The organism is Parasaccharibacter sp. TMW 2.1888 (assembly GCF_023167265.1).
In the GTDB taxonomy this organism is placed as follows: Bacteria; Pseudomonadota; Alphaproteobacteria; order Acetobacterales; family Acetobacteraceae; genus Bombella; species Bombella apis.
The window spans coordinates 1,852,031-1,871,569 of sequence record NZ_CP030979.1 but is presented as its reverse complement, the minus strand read 5'-3'; the positions used below and the strand labels follow the sequence as shown (position 1 = coordinate 1,871,569).

The 19,539-nt window shown below is 58.4% G+C and carries 20 protein-coding genes; 7 read left to right on the top strand and 13 right to left on the bottom strand.

Annotated features, from left to right (window positions below; translation table 11 throughout):
* Positions 1–75 precede the first annotated feature (75 nt).
* The 5 genes from DTQ13_RS08465 (at position 76) to DTQ13_RS08445 (ending at position 6,062) form a co-directional block, all read left to right on the top strand.
* Positions 76–1,539: an APC family permease gene (locus DTQ13_RS08465; protein WP_086431021.1), complete on the top strand. Its 1,464-nt coding sequence runs from the start codon at positions 76–78 to the stop codon at positions 1,537–1,539.
* 102 nt (positions 1,540–1,641) lie between these two features.
* Entirely contained in the window at positions 1,642–3,084 is a 1,443-nt protein-coding gene (locus DTQ13_RS08460; RefSeq protein ID WP_043560304.1) for an APC family permease, read from the top strand.
* 51 nt (positions 3,085–3,135) lie between these two features.
* Positions 3,136–4,581 (top strand): amino acid permease, encoded by a 1,446-nt coding sequence (locus DTQ13_RS08455; protein WP_081563106.1) that lies wholly within the window; start codon positions 3,136–3,138, stop codon positions 4,579–4,581.
* A gap of 94 nt (positions 4,582–4,675) precedes the next feature.
* The gene (gene hemB, locus DTQ13_RS08450; protein ID WP_043560310.1) at positions 4,676–5,671 is read left to right on the top strand and encodes a porphobilinogen synthase; all 996 of its coding nucleotides are present in this window, start codon (positions 4,676–4,678) and stop codon (positions 5,669–5,671) included.
* 118 nt (positions 5,672–5,789) lie between these two features.
* Positions 5,790–6,062 (top strand): YraN family protein, encoded by a 273-nt coding sequence (locus DTQ13_RS08445; RefSeq protein WP_248460554.1) that lies wholly within the window; start codon positions 5,790–5,792, stop codon positions 6,060–6,062.
* An 85-nt stretch (positions 6,063–6,147) separates the two neighbouring features.
* Here DTQ13_RS08445 and DTQ13_RS08440 read toward each other — a convergent pair whose 3' ends face one another.
* From DTQ13_RS08440 to purB, 9 genes are all read right to left on the bottom strand, one after another.
* A complete protein-coding gene (locus DTQ13_RS08440; protein WP_248460553.1) occupies positions 6,148–6,465 on the bottom strand; it encodes a hypothetical protein in 318 nt (105 codons plus the stop codon).
* Between the two features lie 152 nt (positions 6,466–6,617).
* On the bottom strand, positions 6,618–6,953 hold the full coding sequence (gene grxD / locus DTQ13_RS08435) for a Grx4 family monothiol glutaredoxin (protein WP_043560315.1): 336 nt from the start codon (positions 6,951–6,953) through the stop codon (positions 6,618–6,620).
* Positions 6,954–6,971: 18 nt separating this feature from the next.
* Complete coding sequence (locus DTQ13_RS08430; protein ID WP_081563465.1) at positions 6,972–7,199, bottom strand: BolA/IbaG family iron-sulfur metabolism protein; 228 nt, start codon at positions 7,197–7,199, stop codon at positions 6,972–6,974.
* 31 nt (positions 7,200–7,230) lie between these two features.
* A complete protein-coding gene (gene purL / locus DTQ13_RS08425) occupies positions 7,231–9,474 on the bottom strand; it encodes a phosphoribosylformylglycinamidine synthase subunit PurL (protein WP_248460552.1) in 2,244 nt (747 codons plus the stop codon).
* Positions 9,474–10,172: a phosphoribosylformylglycinamidine synthase subunit PurQ gene (gene purQ / locus DTQ13_RS08420; protein ID WP_043560318.1), complete on the bottom strand. Its 699-nt coding sequence runs from the start codon at positions 10,170–10,172 to the stop codon at positions 9,474–9,476. Before purQ ends, purL begins: the two co-directional genes overlap by 1 nt.
* A 17-nt stretch (positions 10,173–10,189) precedes the next feature.
* The gene (locus DTQ13_RS08415) at positions 10,190–10,942 is read right to left on the bottom strand and encodes a Rap1a/Tai family immunity protein (protein WP_052349075.1); all 753 of its coding nucleotides are present in this window, start codon (positions 10,940–10,942) and stop codon (positions 10,190–10,192) included.
* Entirely contained in the window at positions 10,939–11,181 is a 243-nt protein-coding gene (gene purS / locus DTQ13_RS08410) for a phosphoribosylformylglycinamidine synthase subunit PurS (protein WP_043560321.1), read from the bottom strand. The genes DTQ13_RS08415 and purS overlap by 4 nt, the downstream gene beginning before the upstream one ends.
* Positions 11,181–11,942: a phosphoribosylaminoimidazolesuccinocarboxamide synthase gene (purC, locus tag DTQ13_RS08405; protein ID WP_043560324.1), complete on the bottom strand. Its 762-nt coding sequence runs from the start codon at positions 11,940–11,942 to the stop codon at positions 11,181–11,183. Before purC ends, purS begins: the two co-directional genes overlap by 1 nt.
* A gap of 107 nt (positions 11,943–12,049) precedes the next feature.
* Positions 12,050–13,381 carry an adenylosuccinate lyase gene (gene purB / locus DTQ13_RS08400; protein ID WP_081563103.1) on the bottom strand — a complete coding sequence of 444 codons (1,332 nt, stop codon included), beginning with the start codon at positions 13,379–13,381 and terminating at the stop codon, positions 12,050–12,052.
* 223 nt (positions 13,382–13,604) lie between these two features.
* On the opposite strand from purB, the gene DTQ13_RS08395 reads away from it, so the two are divergent.
* Positions 13,605–14,243 (top strand): TerC family protein, encoded by a 639-nt coding sequence (locus DTQ13_RS08395; protein ID WP_227449634.1) that lies wholly within the window; start codon positions 13,605–13,607, stop codon positions 14,241–14,243.
* Positions 14,244–14,310: 67 nt separating this feature from the next.
* Entirely contained in the window at positions 14,311–16,182 is a 1,872-nt protein-coding gene (locus DTQ13_RS08390) for a transglycosylase SLT domain-containing protein (RefSeq protein WP_248460551.1), read from the top strand.
* A gap of 75 nt (positions 16,183–16,257) precedes the next feature.
* Here DTQ13_RS08390 and DTQ13_RS08385 read toward each other — a convergent pair whose 3' ends face one another.
* The 4 genes from DTQ13_RS08385 to lpdA all read right to left on the bottom strand — a co-directional run bounded on the left by DTQ13_RS08385 (position 16,258) and on the right by lpdA (position 19,539).
* Positions 16,258–16,536: a hypothetical protein gene (locus DTQ13_RS08385; RefSeq protein WP_192848101.1), complete on the bottom strand. Its 279-nt coding sequence runs from the start codon at positions 16,534–16,536 to the stop codon at positions 16,258–16,260.
* A gap of 163 nt (positions 16,537–16,699) precedes the next feature.
* Positions 16,700–17,149, bottom strand: coding sequence for a type II toxin-antitoxin system RatA family toxin (locus DTQ13_RS08380; RefSeq protein WP_043560335.1), 450 nt, complete (start codon positions 17,147–17,149; stop codon positions 16,700–16,702).
* Positions 17,149–18,129 carry a lipoyl synthase gene (gene lipA / locus DTQ13_RS08375; RefSeq protein WP_043560338.1) on the bottom strand — a complete coding sequence of 327 codons (981 nt, stop codon included), beginning with the start codon at positions 18,127–18,129 and terminating at the stop codon, positions 17,149–17,151. The genes DTQ13_RS08380 and lipA overlap by 1 nt, the downstream gene beginning before the upstream one ends.
* Positions 18,130–18,132: 3 nt before the next feature.
* Positions 18,133–19,539: a dihydrolipoyl dehydrogenase gene (gene lpdA / locus DTQ13_RS08370; protein WP_248460550.1), complete on the bottom strand. Its 1,407-nt coding sequence runs from the start codon at positions 19,537–19,539 to the stop codon at positions 18,133–18,135.

The window sequence follows — 19,539 nt, the reverse complement described above, 5'->3', positions numbered from 1 at the left end:
TTTCTATAGGCGCGAGAGCTAAGCGCGTCTATCGTCGCAGGTTAATTACGTTTAAAAAATGCGAGAGACCCACCAATGACCTTGCCCTTCTGGCAGACCAAACAAGTCCCCCCTCCAGAAAGTCAGAACAGTGGACTGAAAAGGGTGTTCGGCCCCTGGCGTCTCATCGCCATGGGTGTTGGCGTCACCGTTGGCACGGGTCTCTTTTCCCTTACAGGCGTTGCTGCCGGACAGAATGCCGGCCCGGCAGTCATCATCTCTTTCCTCATCGCCGCCATCGCCGCCAGCTTCGCTGGGCTCTGCTATGCCGAGCTGGCCGGGATGCTGCCCTCCGGCGGGTCCGCCTATGCCTACGCCTACGCCGGACTGGGTGAAATTGTCGCCTGGATCATCGGCTGGGACCTGATTCTGGAATATACGGTCGGGGCGGCGGCCGTCGCCTCCAGTGCTTCGGGCTACATCGCCTCCCTGCTGAAGGGATGGAACATCATCATTGACCCGAGACTGCTTGCACCACCAATGACGGATGTCGTCATGCCGGATGGTCACACCGCCCATGCGTGGTGCAACGCACCGGGAATGTTGCTTCTCTTCATCATCACCCTGATGCTGATGCGGGGCACAAACTTCTCCGTCCGTCTCAACTCGCTGGTCGTGCTGGTAAAGATTCTCGTCATCGTCGGCCTGATCATCGTCTGCACGCCTTTTGTCGATACCAGCAATTTCCACCCCTTCATCCCGGCCAATACGGGGAAATTCGGAGAATTCGGGATCAGCGGCATCATGCGGGCTGCTGGCATGGCCTTTTTTGCCTATGTGGGCATCGACATCGTGTCCACCGCCGCACAGGATACGAAGAACCCCCAGCGCAACATGCCGATCGGCATTCTGGGGAGCCTGCTGACCTGTGCTGTCATCTATGTCGTTTTCTCCACCATCCTTCTTGGTGTGGTGGACTATCGTGCCCTCGCCCATGACCCCAGCCCCGTTGCCACGGCCATGGACAAGATTCATATGCCATGGATGGCCGTGCTGGTGAAAATCGGCATCACCTTCGGTTTCATCTCCGTGCTGTTCGGCCTGCTCATCGGGCAGAGCCGGATTGCCATGAACATGGCCGATGACGGCCTTCTGCCCCCCTTCCTTGCCAGACTGCACAAAGGCACCAGCACGCCCTGGACGGCCCATATCATCACTGCGGCAACGGCCGCCGTGCTGACGGGCTGCGTCCCCATCGCCACGTTGGGGGAGATGACCTCCATCGGCACCCTGCTCGCCTTCGTCATCGTCTGTGCCGGCGTGACGGCCCTGCGCTTCCGGGCACCGGAGGCACCACGCAGCTTCCAGGTGCCGGGCGGGCCGTTCGCCGTGCCTCTGCTGGGGATCATTTCCTGCGGGATCGTCATGGGATCCATGAGCCCGCTCACATGGATGCGTCTGATCCTCTGGCTGGCAGTCGGCTTCTGCGTCTATTTCGCTTATGGCATCAGGAAAAGTAGACTACGCAATAATTCTACAAAACAGGGTGGAAATTTATAATATTCTTCCATAGATAGAGAGATTACCCTGGATGCGGTTCCCCGCAAAGGATACCGCATCCGGGGCAGACCAGAAACGACCGGACATGAGATCTTCTTCCCCATGATGTCATCCCTGTGGCGCAAAAAGGCCATCACCTCTTCCACTCCTCCATCCACCGGACTGAAGCGCATCTTCGGGACGTGGCAGCTCATCGCCATTGGAGTGGGTGTAACCATAGGGGCCGGTCTTTTTTCCCTCACAGGTGTGGCAGCAGGACTTTATGCCGGCCCGGCCATTCCGCTCGCCTTCCTCATCGCTGCAGTTGCCGCCAGCTTTGCCGGTCTCTGCTATGCCGAACTGGCAGGCATGATCCCCTCTGGCGGATCGGCCTACTCCTACGCCTATGCCGCCCTCGGTGAATTCGTTGCCTGGGTCATCGGGTGGGACCTGATCCTTGAATATACCGTCAGCACGGCGGCCGTTGCCTCCAGCTGGTCCGGCTACATGACCTCCTTCCTCCGGGATTGGGGCATTGTCATCGATCCACGGCTCCTGAACCCGCCCATGACGCTGGTTGAACTGCCCGACGGCCACAAGGCCCATGCGTGGTTCAATGCTCCCTGCCTGTTCATCCTCTGGCTGGTCACCATCATGCTGACACGGGGCATGAAAGAATCCTCCTGGATGAATGCGCTCATCGTGGGCATCAAAATCTGCGTGCTGGTCGGCCTGACCGTTGCCTGCATCCCCTATGTCCAACTGGCCCATTTTCATCCCTTCATCCCCCCCAACGGAGGACATTATGGGGATTTTGGCTTCAGTGGTGTCATGCGGGCAGCCGGGATGGCCTTTCTCGCCTATATCGGGTTCGACATCGTCTCCACGGCGGCGCAGGACACAAAGAACCCCCAGCGTTCCATGCCCTTCGCCATCCTGGGCAGCCAGATCATCTGTGCAACCGTCTATGTCATCGTATCGGCCGTGCTGGTTGGCGTGGTGGACTACCACCACTTCGCCCATGACCCCAGCCCCGTGGCTACCGTCATGGATGTCGTCAACATCCCGTGGCTCAGCCTGCTCATCAAAGGCGGCATCTGTCTGGGCTATGTGTCTGTCGTCTATGGCCTGCTGATGGGCCAGAGCCGCATCCTGATGAGCATGTCCCAGGATGGCCTGCTGCCCACCTTCTTCCGCCGGATGCACCCGAAAAGCCATACGCCGGTGCCCAGCCACATGCTCAGCTTCCTTGTCAGTGGCGTACTGGCCTGCTGCCTGCCCATCAATGTGCTGGCCAACATGGCATCCATCGGAACCCTGACAGCCTTCGTGATTGTCTGCGCAGGTGTCATCGCCCTGCGTTTCACATCTCCCGATGCGCCCCGCACCTTTCGCCTGCCCGGAGGGCCGCTTCTGATCCCCTGCCTGGGCATCATCTCCTGCGGCAGTGTCATGCTCTCCATGAGCCTGATCACATGGATGCGTCTAATTATCTGGTTGGTCATTGGTGCTGTCATCTATTTCGCTTATAGCATACGGCACAGTCATCTCAGGACGAACGGCTGAACGGCCGTCCTCCTGTTCTGGACGACACCGAAACATCGTGGAGCAAAGTACATGAGACGGCCTTTCTGGCGTACCAAACCAATATCCCAGGCGGCAGCCCCCGAAACAGGGCTACATCGTGTACTGGGGCCGTGGCAGCTGATTGCCCTGGGTGTTGGTGTCACTGTCGGTGCTGGCCTGTTCTCCATGACGGGCGTGGCCGCAGGGCAGTATGCCGGCCCTGCCGTGACGCTTTCCTTCATGATCGCCGCCATTGCCTGCGCTTTTGCCGGTCTCTGCTATGCCGAACTCGCCGGAATGATTCCCGAGGCCGGGTCCGCCTACACCTACGCCTATACCTCCATGGGGGAAGGTATCGCCTGGATCATCGGCTGGGATCTTATCCTAGAATATACAGTAAACGCTTCCACGGTAGCAGCCAGCTGGTCAGGCTATTTTGCCAGCCTGATGCATGAAATCGGCATTTCGCTGGATCCCCGCCTGCTGGCCCCTACCGGTGCCTCCATCATGACGTCGGACGGGCAGTTCGTCCGCGCCTGGTTCAATGCTCCTGCCGTCTTCATCATCTGCGCCGTCACCTGCCTGCTGATGTGTGGCACCAGGGGCTCCAGCAAGATCAACATGGCCATCGTGGCTCTCAAGCTGCTGATTATCGGAAGCGTGACGGTCATCTGCCTGCCACACATCAGCGCTGCCAACCTGCACCCTTTCATTCCGGCCAATACAGGGCAGTTCGGACAGTTCGGCGCAAGTGGCGTAATGCGGGCTGCGGGGCTCATTTTCTTCGCCTATATCGGTTTTGATATTGTCTCCACAGCGGCGCAGGACAGCCACAACCCCCAGCGCAACATCCCCCTGAGCGTATTGGGCAGCCTGGTGCTGGCCGCCGTCATCTACGCCATTTTTTCCTTCGTGATTGTCGGTGTCGTCAATTACCGGGCCATGCTGCATGACCCCAACCCGGTCGCCACGGTCCTGCACAGCCTGCATATCCCCTGGTTCTCTGCCCTGATAACCTTCGGCATAGCCTTGGGGTATATCTCCGTCATCTATGGGCTGCTCATGGGCCAAAGCCGCATCTGTCTCTCCATGGCCAGAGACGGCCTTCTTCCCTCCCTCTTCGAAACCCTGAACAGACGCAGCCGGACACCGTGGTCCTCACATATTATCACAGCCGTGGTGGCGAGCATTCTGGCAGCCTGCCTGCCCATCGACATCCTTGGCAAGATGACCTCCATCGGGACACTGCTCGCCTTCATCATTGTCTGTTTCGGTGTAATGGTCCTGCGCCTCCGTCAACCGAATGCAGTGCGTCGCTTCAAGACACCGGGGGGGCCATTCCTCGTCCCCATCCTCGGTATCCTGTCCTGCGGAACCGTCATGCTTTCCATGGACATCATGACATGGATCAGGCTGGCCCTCTGGCTCTTGGTCGGCCTTGGAATCTACGCCGTTTATGGTCTGCACCGCAGCCGCCTCAAACATACACACCACTGAAAGCCACCATCTCCTCCATGAAGCCACCCTCCTGCGAGGGTGGCTTTTTTTAAGGGGTCTGGTCATACGGGATTTCAACAGGCATCATGCCTGCATGATGATACATTCTTTTCCTCACACCCGCCTGCGTCGCAATCGTCACGACGACGCCACACGCCGCCTTGTCAGCGAAACACACCTGCATGTCGATAATCTGATCTGGCCAATTTTTGTCTGTGAGGGCGAAAAACAGCGTCAGAAAGTACAGGCCATGCCGGGCGTGGAACGTGTGAGTCTCGATCTGCTAGCGGAGCATGTCCGCCCCGCTGTCGAGCTGGGCATACCAGCTGTCGCTCTCTTCCCCGTCACGCCCATGGAAAAACGTGACGAGATGGGAACGGAAGCCCTGAACCCCAGCAACCTGATGTGCCGTGCTGCCCGGATACTGAAAGCCGCCTATCCCGGGCTTGCTCTCGTCGGGGATGTGGCTCTGGACCCCTACACCTCCCACGGGCATGATGGCCTAGTACGGGATGGACAGATTCTGAATGATGAGTCCGTTGAGGTTCTTCGCAAACAGGCCCTCAACCAGGCAGAGGCCGGCATCGACATCATTGCTCCCTCCGACATGATGGATGGGCGCGTCCGGGCCATCCGCTCCACGCTGGATGAAAATGGGTACCAGACAACCCGCATCATGGCCTATGCAGCCAAGTATGCATCTGCATTCTACGGTCCGTTCCGCAACGCTCTGGGCTCCGATGCCCTGCTCGGCGGAGACAAGAAAAGCTACCAGATGGACCCCGCCAATAGTGATGAAGCCCTGCGCGAAGTTGCCATGGACCTTGCAGAAGGGGCCGACATGATCATGGTCAAACCAGGGATGCCTTATCTGGACATCATCCGCCGGGTGCGTGACAGTTTTGCCGCACCGACATTCGCCTACCAGGTCTCCGGTGAATATTCCATGATCATGGCCGCCATTGAGAATGGCTGGCTGGACCGTGAGAAGACCATTCTGGAAAGTCTCATGGCCTTCCGTCGTGCCGGCTGCCACGGCATCCTCACCTATTTTGCTGTCGAAGCAGCCCGTCTGCTGCGTGCCCGCTAAACCATCTTCTCTCACCCCGCCTCCTCACCGCAGGAAGCGGGGTAGCTTGGCCTATCAGGCAGGTAAACAGGCTGAAGATGCTGCTGCAGAATTTCTGGCCAGACAAGGGTATACCCCCTTGGCAAGAAGGCTACGAACTCCCTGCGGAGAAATCGACCTCCTTGTCGCCAATAATGAGTGGCTTCTTGCCATTGAGGTCAAGCAACGCACAACCCTGAGCGAAGCCCGGTACGCTCTTTCGCCCCAACAGAGCCAACGCCTGCTCCGGGCTTTTGCCTTCATTCTCGAGACAAGACCAGACTGGCAGCGCCCCAATACCCGGCTGGATGTGCTGGTCATCGATAAGACGGGACGCATTGAACAGATAGAGGATGCCCTCCGTCTATACTGACCACTTCATCCGAACAAAAAGAAACCCCACAAAGGCCAATTCAGCCTGCGGGGTTTCCCATTTTCATGCTCACAGGGAGACAGGCTCACCCGCGGCGATGATGCGTATTCCGCTGATGCCTGCTGACAACATGGCCATGGAAAGCCACGGTCCGGACAGCAACAGCCCGATGATAATGTGAAGCGGCCAGACGGGGCGGCACAGCGCCACGTGCATGGAACGCTGCCCGACGGGCAACCGTCACATGATGAAAGGCCGATGGCGGGGCGATGAGCGCACTGAATGTCAGCTTGCTCGCCTCATGCTCTGTCAGGATACGATCTGCATGGGCAGAAGAAGCAGACGCCAGCCCCACAAACCCCAGAAGCCCAAAAAGAACCCCTCCCTTAAGGGATTTCACCATGTCATCAACCCTCCACCTTTACCCCAAGCCGCTACAACAGGGATGGACCTCATTCTACAAATAATGGGTAACTCTAATCACAACAGGATGAAGAAAGCAACGTTGGAAGCCTACGCTGACCTTTATTTAATGAGGACTACCCTGCTCTGAAATCAGTCCCCGTTTTTCAGCAGGCCCTTCTCTGCCAGAAGGCTCTCCAGCTCACCGCTCTGGTACATGTCCGTCACGATGTCACACCCGCCAATGAACTCACCCTTCACATAAAGCTGTGGAATTGTCGGCCACTGGGAAAAATCCTTGATACCCTGACGCATCTCCGGACTTTCCAGCACATTCTCCGTTTCAAAATCCACACCCACATGGGTAAGAATCTGCACAACACGAGCAGAGAACCCACATTGCGGAAACTGCTTGTCGCCCTTCATGAAGAGCATGACGGGATTCTTGTCCACCAGGGACTGGATGGTCTGAAAAACAGCCTCATTCATTTGATCATGTCCTCTCGATCAACCAGGAATACGTGTCTTGACGGCCAGAGCATGAAGCTCTGTTCCGACACGGTCCCCGAAAGCTTCATAAACCAGCTTGTGCTGCTTTACCCGTGGCACACCACGAAATGCCTCGCTGACGACCTCACAGGCAAAATGGTCGCCATCACCTGCGAGGTCTTCAACCACAATCTCGGCATCAGGAAAAGCAGCCCGGAGGGTCTTCTCTATCTCTTCTGCTGTCATCATGGTCGAAGCCTCCTTACTCTTCGTTTCCTCAGGATATTTCATCCAGATGCACGACCGGAGCATCCTCCTCTTTCTGCCCCATGAAACGGGGGAAGAAAGAGGCATGCTGCTTACGGAGATGTTCAACCGATACCGCCATGACGCCATCAAGCTTCAACACATCACCGCCGATACGGCCCAAGCGGGATACCGGTACACCAGCCGCCTGTGCAGCCTCCAGCACTGCATCAGCCTGCTTCGTGGCCAATACATACCGGGCCTGATCCTCAGCAAACCAGTAGACATGCTCCGCCAGTCCGGCCGGTCCTTTTTCAAGGATGCATCCCCTGTCACCTGCCATGGCCATCTCAGCCAAAGCAACGATCAGACCGCCGTCTGACACATCATGACAGGCTTCGACAAGACCTTTCTGGATCTGCTCACGCACGAAGTCGCCATTGCGCCGCTCTGCCGTAAAATCAACAGCCGGCGGGGCCCCTTCCTCACGACCCAGGATTTCCTTCAGCCAGATGGACTGACCCAGCTCCCCCCTGGTCTCACCAACCAGAAGAAGCTCACCGTCCTGCGGCATGGCCAGACCAACGGCCTTCCGGACATCATCCAGAACACCGACACCACCAATCACAGGAGCTGGCTGAATGGCCGTCACCGAACCATCATCACCACGGGTCTCATTATACAGGGAGACATTGCCGCTGACGACCGGGAAGTCCAGAGCACGCCCCGCATCGCCAATCCCTTTCACAGCCTCGACGAACTGCGCCATGATACGTGGATTTTCCGGGCTGGCAAAATTGAGATTGTCCGTCATGGCCAATGGTGTGGCACCTGTGGCTGTCAGGTTCCGCCACACTTCCAGCACGGCCTGAGCTCCCCCAACATACGGATCAGCCTGACCGTACCGTGGTGTGCAGTCGGTCGTCATGGCCAGAGCACGGTCAGTCCCTTCCACCCGGACGATGGCCGCATCAGCCCCACCAGGACGCTGGACAGTCTGCCCGCCCACGCCGCTGTCATACTGGTTCCATATCCAGGCACGGGAGGCCCCATTGGCACCCGCCAGAAGGCGGCAGAGTCCTGCCTCTATTCCACATGGATCAGCAGGCGCCACCAGAGCAGGCTGCCGTTCATACACCACCGTAGGCCGGTCATAGATCGGAGCCTCATCGGCCAGCGGACCGAGAGGAATATCCGCTTCAACCTTTCCATTATGCCGCACGATGATGCGTCCACTGTCAGTCAGCTTTCCGACAATGGCAAAATCCAGTTCCCACTTCTCGAAAATCCGGCGAGCTTCTTCCGTTCTGTCAGGACGCAGCACCATGAGCATGCGTTCCTGACTCTCGGAAAGCATCATCTCATAGGCATGCATGTTGGGCTCACGCTGCGGGACATGATCCAGCTCCAGATCAATCCCGACACCACCCTTGCTGGCCATTTCCACGGCAGATGAAGTCAGGCCCGCTGCCCCCATGTCCTGAATGGAAATCACCGCATCGGTGGCCATCAGCTCCAGACACGCCTCCAGCAGAAGTTTCTCGGTGAAGGGGTCCCCCACCTGCACGGTCGGACGTTTGGAGCTTGATTCGGAATCAAACTCCGCTGAAGACATGGTGGCACCATGAATCCCGTCACGCCCCGTCTTGGAGCCGACATAAACAACAGGATTACCCACACCTGCCGCAGCTGAAAGGAAGATACGGTCCTGCCGGGCAATCCCGACCGTCATCGCATTGACCAGCGGATTGCAGTTATAGGAAGAATGGAAGTTCACCTCACCGCCAACGGTCGGTACCCCCATGCAGTTGCCATAACCACCAATACCGCGCACGACACCATCCACCACACGCTTGGTATCCTTGTGGGAGGCATCACCAAAGCGCAGGGCATTCAGGTTGGCTATGGGGCGGGCCCCCATGGTGAACACATCACGCAGGATACCACCAACACCCGTTGCGGCTCCCTGATAGGGTTCAATGAATGACGGATGATTGTGACTTTCCATCTTGAAGACGGCGGCCAAGCCTTCTCCAATATCAATCACACCGGCATTCTCACCCGGACCGTGGATGACCCATGGAGCCTTGGTGGGCAATGTCTTGAGGTGAAGACGGGATGACTTGTAGGAACAGTGCTCCGACCACATGACGGAGAAAATGCCAAGCTCTGTCAGGCTCGGCGTCCGTCCCATGATGTTCAGCACCGTCTCATATTCGTCATCTTTCAGGCCGAAAGAGCGTGCAAGCTCGATATCAACAGGTGCTGCTGTCATCAGCCCAGTGCCTCCATGATCCCGTTAAAGAGCGGCAAGCCGTCCGTGCCGCCAAGGATCTCCTCTGTCAGATTTTCAGGGTGCGGCATGAGACCACAGACACGGCGGTTCTCACTCAGCACACCGGCAATGGACCGGGCACTGCCATTCATGTTTACGTGCTCGTCCCCGTCCTTCACCTGCCCCTCTGCGGTGCAGTAACGGAAAGCGACACGGCCTTCTCCCTCCAGACGGTCCAACACGTCTGGCGCAGCCGTGTAGTTGCCGTCCCCATGGGCCATGGGTGCACGGAAAACATCACCATGCTTCCAGCCAGACGTGAAGATGCTGTCACGGCCTTCAACCTTCAGGTGACAGTCCTGCGAGAGGAAGCGCATCCCCGCATTACGCAGGAGCGCCCCCGGCAACATCTGGGCTTCCGTCAGAATCTGGAAACCATTGCAGACACCAAGGACATAACCACCCTTCTCGGCGAACTGGCGCACGGCTTTCATGATCGGTGAATGAGCCCCCATGGCACCGCTACGGAGATAGTCCCCAAAGCTGAACCCACCGGGGAGGACGATCAGGTCAAACCCTTCGACACTATCCTGCTGATGCCAGAGCATCTGAGGTGTCCGGCCGGATACCACCCGGAAGGCCTGAGCCATGTCGCGCTCCCGATTGGTGCCCGGAAAAACGACGATACCTGTTTTCATTGACTGTCTACTGTCCTCTACTGAGCCGCTGGTGCCGAGGCGATGGGCCGTATCGTGGAAGAGCACGGATAGTTGTCATGCAGGGCCCGGTAGATGCCACGCCCGGCGGGTTCGTTCATGGCATCTTCATGACCAGCATACCACCCGACAACCAAAGCCCGGAGCTGGGCTCCCCGGATTTCCTTCGGGACACAGAAAGCCACCGGTGTATGGACTCCCTCGACCGTGGAATAATTGCGGGCCCAGACCTCACTGTCCATCGTTCCGGCCAGATAGCCGTCACAGGCGAGCAGGCCACTCTCATGCGTGCACATGGAGACGAGGCCACGTCCCGGCAGAGAAGAAATATTCTGCGCTTCAGCCCTCTGTTCAACATACATGCCGGCCATGCCCGTAGGGCAGGCATAGTTGGCATGAAGGGCCTGATAGACGGCCCGTCCGGCAGGCTGGGCGGCCACGCCATCATGACCAGCCAACCAGCCGACAACAAGCGACCGGACCTGAATACCCTTGATCCCCGCAGGCAGACAGAAAGCCGTCGCAGGGCGTGCCCCGACCAGAGCCCCAAAACTCTGCGACCAGGCAGCACCATCGACCACACCGGCCAGATAGGACCCGCAGGCAGCCCGCTTGGACTCTTTCTGGCAGAACTTTTCCAGCTCAGCGCCTGAAAGAGATGAAATACGCTGAGCGTGAGCCGCAGTCCCCAAGAACACGCATGCCATGCTGAAAAACAGGGCAAGCCCTGTCTGCCGAACAGACTTTTTCATCCAACCACCTCTACCCGAAAATCCTCAATCACCTCATTGGCCAGAAGAGCACGAGCCATTTCAGCTCCCTTCTCCTTGGCCGCCTCTGCACTGTCAGTCTTCACGCACAGATCCACCACACGGCTGATCCGCACATCAGATGCCCCCTCGAACCCGAGAGAATGCAACGCATGCTCTACTGCCTTGCCCTGCGGATCCAGCACACCGTCCTTCAGAGAAACAAACACCCTAACCTTCATCACACACTCTCCGCAGCTACGCTTTCAGCCTGGCCATGTTCCGGAAGGATACCCAGACGACGTGCCACTTCCTGATAGGCCTCACCGACGCCACCCATGTCCCGACGGAACCTGTCCTTGTCCATCTTCTCCTGTGTCCGGCTGTCCCACAGACGACAATTGTCTGGTGAAATCTCGTCAGCCAGGACTATCCTCATCTCGTCCCCCTGCCAGAGACGACCGAACTCCAGCTTGAAATCAATCAACGTGATCCCGACACCCGTAAACAGGCCGCACAGGAAGTCGTTCACCCGCAGGGCGAGGCTCTGGATTTCCTCAAGCTCCTGCGGATGCGCCCAGCCGAATGTGGCAATATGCTCTTCGGAAACCAGCGGGTCATTCAGCGCATCATTCTTGTAATAATATTCCACAAGGGTCCGGGACAGACGCTCACCTTCAGGCAGGGCAAAACGCTTGGAAAGGGACCCTGCCACAACATTGCGGACCACGACCTCCAGCGGAATGATCTCCACCTCCCGCACCAGCTGTTCGCGCATGTTCAGGCTGCGGATGAAGTGGGTGGGAATGCCCAGCTCCCCCAGACGCTGCATCAGATATTCGCTGATCCTGTTGTTGAGAACACCCTTGCCCGTAATGACGCCACTCTTGGCCCCATTGCCTGCCGTTGCATCATCCTTGAAGTACTGGACGACCGTTCCCGGCTCCGGCCCTTCAAAAATGATCTTGGCTTTTCCCTCATAAATCTGACGACGGCGAGCCATGTCATTCAATCCTTAATCGATGCACCTACAGGTCGTCCGGGCAGCCTAGCACAGCTGGACGCCCTTAGACGAGCCTGAGATCAGGCCGGCAGCTCCGGCCCTGCTGTTCAGCCAAAAACGCGGGCAAATATCTGGTCCACTGCACGGAGATGCCGTGCGGGATCCAGAGCATCATCAAGCACGGCCTTCTCGACCCGTCCGGCCACCTCGGGATCAGCCTCCAGATTTTCACGGAATGTCCGGCCTTCTGGCGTACCGAGCTTCGTCCATGTTGCCATGGCGGCACGCTGGACGATCCGGTAGGCATCCTCCCGGGAAATGCCAGCACGGGCCAGAACCAGCAGCACCTCGCCAGAATGGACCACGCCACCAAGGCTTTCCACATTGGCAAGCATCTGGTCTGGATAGACCACCAGTTTCTCCATCATCCCGGACAGGCGGGCCAGGGCGAAGTCCAGCGTGACCGTCCCATCCGGGCAGATGTTCCGCTCCACAGAGGAATGGCTGATGTCACGCTCGTGCCACAGGGCCACATTCTCCAGCGCCGGAGTGACATAAGAGCGGATGAGACGGGCCAAGCCCGTCAGGTTTTCGGACAGGACCGGGTTCCGCTTGTGGGGCATGGCCGAGCTGCCCTTTTGCCCGGCATGGAAGAATTCTTCTGCCTCACGCACCTCAGAGCGCTGGAGATGCCGTACTTCCGTTGCCAGACGCTCGATCCCGCTGGCGATCACGCCCAGAGCGCAGAAAAAAGCCGCATGACGGTCACGGGGGATCACCTGCGTGGAGACAGCCTCCGCCTTCAGCCCCAGATGACTGGCCACATATTCTTCCACCTCGGGAGAGATATGGGCATAGGTACCCACCGCACCGGAAATGGCACAGACGGCGATTTCCTCACGGGCCACCTCAAGACGGCGACGGTTGCGGGCAAACTCGGCATAATGCCCGGCCAGCTTCTGACCGAAGCTCATCGGTTCAGCATGGATGCCGTGACTGCGCCCGATGGTGACGGTATGTTTGTGCTCATGGGCACGCTTCTTCAGTGCAGCCAGAAGGATGTCCATGTCCTCCAGGAGAATATCGGCTGCCTGCGTCAGCTGCACGGCCAAACAGGTATCCAGGACATCAGAAGATGTCATGCCCATGTGGACAAAACGGCTCTCCGGTCCGACCTTTTCTGCCAGCCATGTCAGGAAGGCGATGACGTCATGGCGGGTTTCGGCTTCAATCTCATCAATCCGGGCCACATCAGCATCGGAGAATGCCGCCATGGCCTCATCACCCTTCGTGCGGATGATCCTGGCAGCTTCTTCCGGAATCTCCCCTCTCTTGGCAAGCGCCTCACAGGCCAGAGCCTCAATCTCGAACCAGATGCGGTAACGGTTGACCGGTGACCAGATGGCCGTCATCCGAGGACGCGAATAGCGGGGAACCATGACGTAACTCCTGCAGAAAAAGCAATCCAGCCCTGCTTACCCCAAACAGTACCCTCTTGCCAGAGCCGACAGCGAAAAGAGACCGGCTTTTACAGGAAGGGAAGCAGAACCGTCTTTATCAATCTTCTCCGGAGAAATCATTTTACTGCATCAGAAAACATTTCTGGCTATAATGGAGGGCCGACAAAGGCAGGCCGGACACTGCAAATACGATCGTGTGATCATGTCTCTTTTCCATTTCATCGTGATGGTCTGTCTGACCATCCTCCTGAATCTGGCCCTCAGCGGCTATAACGTGATCATCCTCAAGAGGATCATAGACAGCATCAGACCAACCGGAACCGATGAGAATTTCCAGTCCTCCGAGACACAGGCAGAAATACGGCGCTACAGGCGGCAGGCTCTGATCTTCGGCACGGCTCTGGCTGCATTTCTCAGGATCGGGCTGACCCTGATCCTCAGTGATCTCCTCATTTTTTCCTACACGAAACTTGTAGCCAGCGTTCTGCTGTTCTGGACAAGCTGGACACTGTACCGTGCCCTCACGTCCCCCGTCCCGGAAGAGACAAGCAGCCACTCAACCAGCCTGGCCGAGGCCATTCCCAAGATCATCATTGCGGACCTCGCCCTCGGATTGGACAATATTCTCGCCATCGCCTGTGTGTCCATCCATCACCACATCATCCTCATTGTCGGGCTCGTCATTTCCCTCGTGATCATCACGGTCGGCGTCATCCATACGCCCACCCTCCTGTTGCGGATGCGCTGGCTGGGCTGGGTTGGCGTCCTGATCATGCTCGGCCTCAGCCTGCACCTTCTTTACCAAGGCTATCATGATATCCGCTTTCCGAACGTCCATTAAACCGCCAGGCAGACCGGGGCGGACAATCCTCCGATGCGTTCTGGCCCTCGCCTGTTCTGCTCCAACCGTGACAGCATGGGGCGACACTTCCAGATCACTGGAAGCAGAGCTCGGCCTTTCCCCTTCTGTTCCATCCGCATCGTCTCCATCCCGGCTGGATGAATGGAAAGCGCTGACGGCCCCGGGAGGCACGGCCTACCCAGCCCAGCGTTATGCGGCTTTTCTCCGCCAGCAACCCGCCTGGCCGTTGCAGAAACGCATCGAAAGCCGGTATGAACGGGCCATGCTGATGGAAACGTCGGCGCAGGCACGTCAGGCCCTGTGTCCTGCCTTCCCCATCATGCGCAGTGATCTTCTCGCCGCCTGTGCCTCCTTTCTGCCGGACCTCCCAACCCAGGCACGTCGGCTCTGGCGGGAAACAGACATGGGTCCGGCAGAACAGGGGCTTTTCCTTACCCGTTTTTCAGCCCATCTGACAGCCGATGATGAACTGAAACGCTACGAGCGGCTGGAACGCAACGGCCCGGTCACCCTTGCCAGGGAGCAGCTTCGACGAACACCTCCTGCTCTGCGTCCTGTCCTCACAGCACGGCTGGCCAACCGTTTTGCCACGGCTGACGCCGATGCTGCCTTCCAGAATACGGATGCCTCCAGCGATGCCATGCTGGTTTATTATCGACTGAAATATCTGCGCCTTCACGACCGGCTGGATGAAGCCATCCAGCTCTGGCAGCAACCGCTTCCCACAACGTCCGTCGGTGCCCTCTCCCTGCCGACGGTCACACAATGGCAGGACGAACGTACAAATTTTGTCCGGGCCCTGTTACGCTCCGGCAGACATGATGCCGCACTGACGGGTTTTGCCCTGCTGGACACCATACCTGCCTCCAGCCAGACCGAAGACAGCCACATGATGGCCGGATATATCGCCCTCATGCTGCTGCATGACCCCAACCGGGCTGCGCCACATTTCAAGGCGCTGGCAGCAGAAACAGACCTGAACCACCGGGCCGCAGGGCTCTACTGGCAGGCCCGAAGTCTGGAAAGCCAGCACCCGGACCAGGCCGGACCACTCTTCAGGAAAGCAGCAGCCCTGCCGACCACCTTTTACGGCCAAATGGCTCTGGCACGATTGACGCACACAGCATTTCTCTCGGCCACCAACCGAGACATGCGTTTCCTCGCACTTCTGAAACAGCAACTGGCTGCTCTGCCCCCCATGCCACCAGCAGGAAAGTCGCCACGACCTGATCTGATGGCGGCAGCAACACGGCTGCAACAGGCTGGTGACAACCAGAATGCTACCCTGTTCCTGACCTATCTTCAGGGCAGGACACAGGATGACCGGGCGGGACAGCCAGCCATAGCACGCCTTTCAACCAGACTTGGCCTGCCCAAGCCCGCCATCCTCGTGGCCCGACAGCTGGCCCGACAGGGTATCGCCTTCTATCCGGGAGGCTATCCGTCACCTCGTGTCATGGTCCCCACTTCCCTGCCCCCGAGCCTCATGCCAGCCCTGATCCGCCAGGAAAGCAGCATGGATGAATACGCTGTCAGCCCCCGCCATGCACTTGGCCTCACGCAGCTTCTCCTGCCAACAGCCATCCGGACAGCAAAACGCCATGCTCTACCGTATCAGCTGACATCCCCTGCCGACCTGCTGGCCCCCAACATCAACACGACGATCGGCAGCCTTTTCATGGAGGACCTTCAGGCCCAGTTCGGTCAGGTTTTGCCCTACGCACTGGCCGCCTACAATGCCGGGCCTGGCCGCTCCAGGCGGTGGCAGGACGAAATAGGCAGCCCCACGTCTCCAACACTTGAAGATGAAGACAGTCTGCTGCGCTGGATTCTCCTCATCCCCTATAAGGAAACACGGGTTTATATCGAGCACATCATGACAGACATGTCCCTTTATGCACTTCTCCTGACCCATTGATCTTTTAGGGACGAATCATAAAAAAAAAGCGGTCCCAGACGGGACCGCTTTTCCACTGCCAGAAACAGGCCTGGATCAGTTGGCCGGAGCAGCTTCCGGAGCCGGAGCAGCAGGCTGGGCCGGAGTGGCTTCCAGAGCCGGAGCAGCAGGCTGGGACTTCTGCAGGGAAGATGCGTTCAGATCTTCAGTAGCCTGCGGAGCCTTGCCGTCTTCCTTCTTCTGGCCATGCTTCATGTTGCACTTCTTGCCATGATGATGGTGATGGCGAGCATGATGGGCATCAGCAGCAAAAGCCGGAGCAGCAGCAGCTGTCAGGCCGATCAGAGCGACAGCAGAGAGAGACAGTTTCTTCATAAAATCCTCCTCAATCGTCCTTCCATGTGACGATGGGGGCAGTGTAGGACGAATACTTCTGCAAAACAATCCACACAGTACTAAAAGAAATATTACATAAAAAACAGGTCTGTAAGTCCACCCCATCCAGACCGGGCAACAGATCTTTCGTCTGCTGGTCCTGTCAGCCTGCATTCCCTCCGGGAGGCCCATAGATTGCCCCAGCCCGGGTAATAAAAGCCTTGACCATCAAGCGGACCCCCTCATTGAAGACCATGCCGATGGCATTCCTCAGAAGGCGGGACCGGAACTCAAAATCCACAAAGAAATCGACACGGCAGCCCTGCCCCTCCGGTGTGAAGGTCCAGACATTCTTGAGATGTTTGAAAGGACCACGCTCATACCCCACGACGATACGATGGGGACGCTCCAGCCGCACACGGCTCGTATAGCTTTCCCTGAACGGCCCGAAGCCGATTGTCAGGTCGGCCAGCAGCTCGTCTTCCGTACGTGACCGAACGACCGATCGCACGCACCAGGGCAGAAACTCGGGATACTTGCCAACATCAGCTACCAGATCAAAAAGCTGCTCAGCAGAATAGGGAATCACTCTCTGTTCAGCGTGTGTCGGCATCAGCCCTGACCCTTTTTCAAACGACGTTCCCGGGCCTCACGCAGCTCGGCAAAGTCCCGGTCCGCATGATAGGAGGACCGGGTCAGCGGAGACGAGCTGACCTGAAGGAACCCCTTCGCCCGGGCCATGGCACCGTAATCAGCAAATTCATCAGGCGTGACGAAGGCTTTCACTGCCGCATGTTTGACAGTGGGCTGGAGATACTGACCCAGTGTCAGAAAATCGACATCGGCAATCCGGAAATCATCCATCACCTGCGCCACCTCCATCTTCTCTTCACCCAACCCCAGCATCATGCCGGACTTCGTGAAGATGGACGGATCAAGCTTCTTGGCCTCATCCAGAAGACGGACTGACTGATAATAACGGGCCCCCGGGCGTATCCCCGGATAGAGCCGGGGCACCGTCTCGATATTGTGGTTGAACACATCCGGCCGGGCTTCCACGACCACCTCCAGCGCACCCGGCTTCCGCAGGAAATCGGGTGTCAGGATTTCTATGGTCGTACCGGGCGACGCAGCCCTGATGGCAGCGATCACATCGGCAAAATGCTGCGCCCCGCCATCAGGCAGGTCATCACGGTCCACCGATGTGATGACCACATGCTTCAGCCCCAGCTTGGCCACAGCCTCCGCCACATGGGCAGGTTCATCAGGGTCCAGCCGGTTGGGAAGGCCCGTCGTGACATTGCAGAAGGCACAGGCCCTCGTGCATATCTCACCCATGATCATCATGGTCGCATGGCGCTGGGACCAGCACTCCCCGATATTCGGGCAGGCTGCTTCCTCGCAGACGGTCGCCAGGCCATGCGTGCGCATCAGCTCTCTTGTCTCATCATAGACGGGATTGCTCCCTGGAGCCTTCACCCTGATCCATGAAGGTTTCTTCTGGATGGGGTTGTCCGGCCGGTGAGCCTTCTCAGGATGCCGTATGGCCGCCATACGCTCCCGCTGATGATTGATGACGATACGCTGGACCATGAATCAGATGTGCAGAGCACCCTCATAAGCGGTAAGAACGGCCTCGTGCATCGTCTCCGAGATGGTCGGATGCGGGAAGACCGTTTCCATAAGCTCGGCATCGGTCAGCTCGCCCGTACGGGCAATGACATACCCCTGGATCATCTCCGTAACTTCGGAGCCGATCATATGGGCACCGAGCAGCTCGCCCGTCTCGGCGTCAAAGACCGTCTTGGTCATGCCTTCAGGCTCACCCATGGCCACGGCCTTGCCGTTGGCCAGGAAGGGGAACCGCCCGACACGGACCTTGTAACCCTCTGCCTTGGCCTTCTCCTCGCTCAGCCCCACGGAAGCCACCTGCGGACGAGCATAGATGCAGCCCGGAATGTTGCGGGCATGGAGAGGCTCCGGAGAGCGTCCGCTGATCTTCTCGACGCAGATCACACCTTCATGGCTTGCCTTGTGGGCCAGCCACGGCGGAGCCGCCACGTCACCGATGGCATAGATGCCCGGCTCACCCGTGCGGCAGAACTCGTCCGTCTGGATGTGCGAACGGTCCACCTTGACCTTCGTCCCCTCGAGGCCGAGGTCTTCCACGTTACCGACGATGCCCACGGCGCAGATCACACGATCCACCGTCAGGTCAACCTTGCCTTTTGCCGTCTCGATCGTGGTGGAGACCTCATTGGCCCCCTTCTTCAGCGGACCAACCTTCGCACCCGTATGGATGGTCATGCCACGCTTCTCGAACGCCTTGTGCGCCTGTGCGCTGATCTCGGCATCCTCGGTCATGAGGATACGGTCAGCCACTTCAGCAATCGTGACCTCACAGCCAAGATCACGATAGAAAGAGGCAAACTCGATGCCAATGGCACCAGAACCGATGACCAGAAGCCGCTTGGGCAGCGTATCCGGCGTCATGGCCTCACGGGCACCCCAGACAAGCTTGCCGTCCGTCTCAAGCCCGGGAAGCTGACGCCCCCGTGCCCCGGTGGCCAGAATGACATGAGGCGCACGGATCTGGGCCGTTTCCTTGCCATCCTTCGTGATGGAGACCTTATGCGCCTCACCAGCACGACCGGCCAGCCTGCCACGACCATCAAAGGTCGTGACCTTGGCTTTCTTCAGAAGATGGGCCACGCCCTTCCCCATCCGCTCCGCCACGCCACGGGACCGTTTCACGATGGCTGCGAGGTCAAAGGACGGCTGGTTGGCAGAAAGACCGTACTCCTGGAGATGGCCGAGCGTATGATACACCTCGGCGGAGCGCAGCAGGGCCTTGGTGGGGATGCAGCCCCAGTTGAGGCACACGCCACCCATGTGGGTGCTCTCCACCAGAGCCACATTCATGCCAAGCTGGCTGGCCCGCAGTGCGGCCACATAGCCCCCCGGGCCACCACCGATCACAACAAGATCAAAAAGGTCGGACAT

Bases quoted from the DNA above. Each gene is read 5' to 3' on its own strand.
- purQ (WP_043560318.1), bottom strand. From the start codon at position 10,172: ATGAAAACAGGTATCGTCGTTTTTCCGGGCACCAATCGGGAGCGCGAC.
- DTQ13_RS08465 (WP_086431021.1), top strand. From the start codon at position 76: ATGACCTTGCCCTTCTGGCAGACCAAACAAGTCCCCCCTCCAGAAAGT.
- hemB (WP_043560310.1), top strand. From the start codon at position 4,676: ATGATGATACATTCTTTTCCTCACACCCGCCTGCGTCGCAATCGTCAC.
- DTQ13_RS08455 (WP_081563106.1), top strand. From the start codon at position 3,136: ATGAGACGGCCTTTCTGGCGTACCAAACCAATATCCCAGGCGGCAGCC.
- DTQ13_RS08460 (WP_043560304.1), top strand. From the start codon at position 1,642: ATGATGTCATCCCTGTGGCGCAAAAAGGCCATCACCTCTTCCACTCCT.
- DTQ13_RS08415 (WP_052349075.1), bottom strand. From the start codon at position 10,942: ATGAAAAAGTCTGTTCGGCAGACAGGGCTTGCCCTGTTTTTCAGCATG.
- DTQ13_RS08385 (WP_192848101.1), bottom strand. From the start codon at position 16,536: ATGAAGAAACTGTCTCTCTCTGCTGTCGCTCTGATCGGCCTGACAGCT.
- purL (WP_248460552.1), bottom strand. From the start codon at position 9,474: ATGACAGCAGCACCTGTTGATATCGAGCTTGCACGCTCTTTCGGCCTG.
- grxD (WP_043560315.1), bottom strand. From the start codon at position 6,953: ATGAATGAGGCTGTTTTTCAGACCATCCAGTCCCTGGTGGACAAGAAT.
- DTQ13_RS08430 (WP_081563465.1), bottom strand. From the start codon at position 7,199: ATGACAGCAGAAGAGATAGAGAAGACCCTCCGGGCTGCTTTTCCTGAT.
- purB (WP_081563103.1), bottom strand. From the start codon at position 13,381: ATGGTTCCCCGCTATTCGCGTCCTCGGATGACGGCCATCTGGTCACCG.
- purS (WP_043560321.1), bottom strand. From the start codon at position 11,181: ATGAAGGTTAGGGTGTTTGTTTCTCTGAAGGACGGTGTGCTGGATCCG.
- DTQ13_RS08440 (WP_248460553.1), bottom strand. From the start codon at position 6,465: ATGGTGAAATCCCTTAAGGGAGGGGTTCTTTTTGGGCTTCTGGGGTTT.
- purC (WP_043560324.1), bottom strand. From the start codon at position 11,942: ATGGCTCGCCGTCGTCAGATTTATGAGGGAAAAGCCAAGATCATTTTT.
- DTQ13_RS08395 (WP_227449634.1), top strand. From the start codon at position 13,605: ATGTCTCTTTTCCATTTCATCGTGATGGTCTGTCTGACCATCCTCCTG.
- lipA (WP_043560338.1), bottom strand. From the start codon at position 18,129: ATGGTCCAGCGTATCGTCATCAATCATCAGCGGGAGCGTATGGCGGCC.
- lpdA (WP_248460550.1), bottom strand. From the start codon at position 19,539: ATGTCCGACCTTTTTGATCTTGTTGTGATCGGTGGTGGCCCGGGGGGC.
- DTQ13_RS08380 (WP_043560335.1), bottom strand. From the start codon at position 17,149: ATGCCGACACACGCTGAACAGAGAGTGATTCCCTATTCTGCTGAGCAG.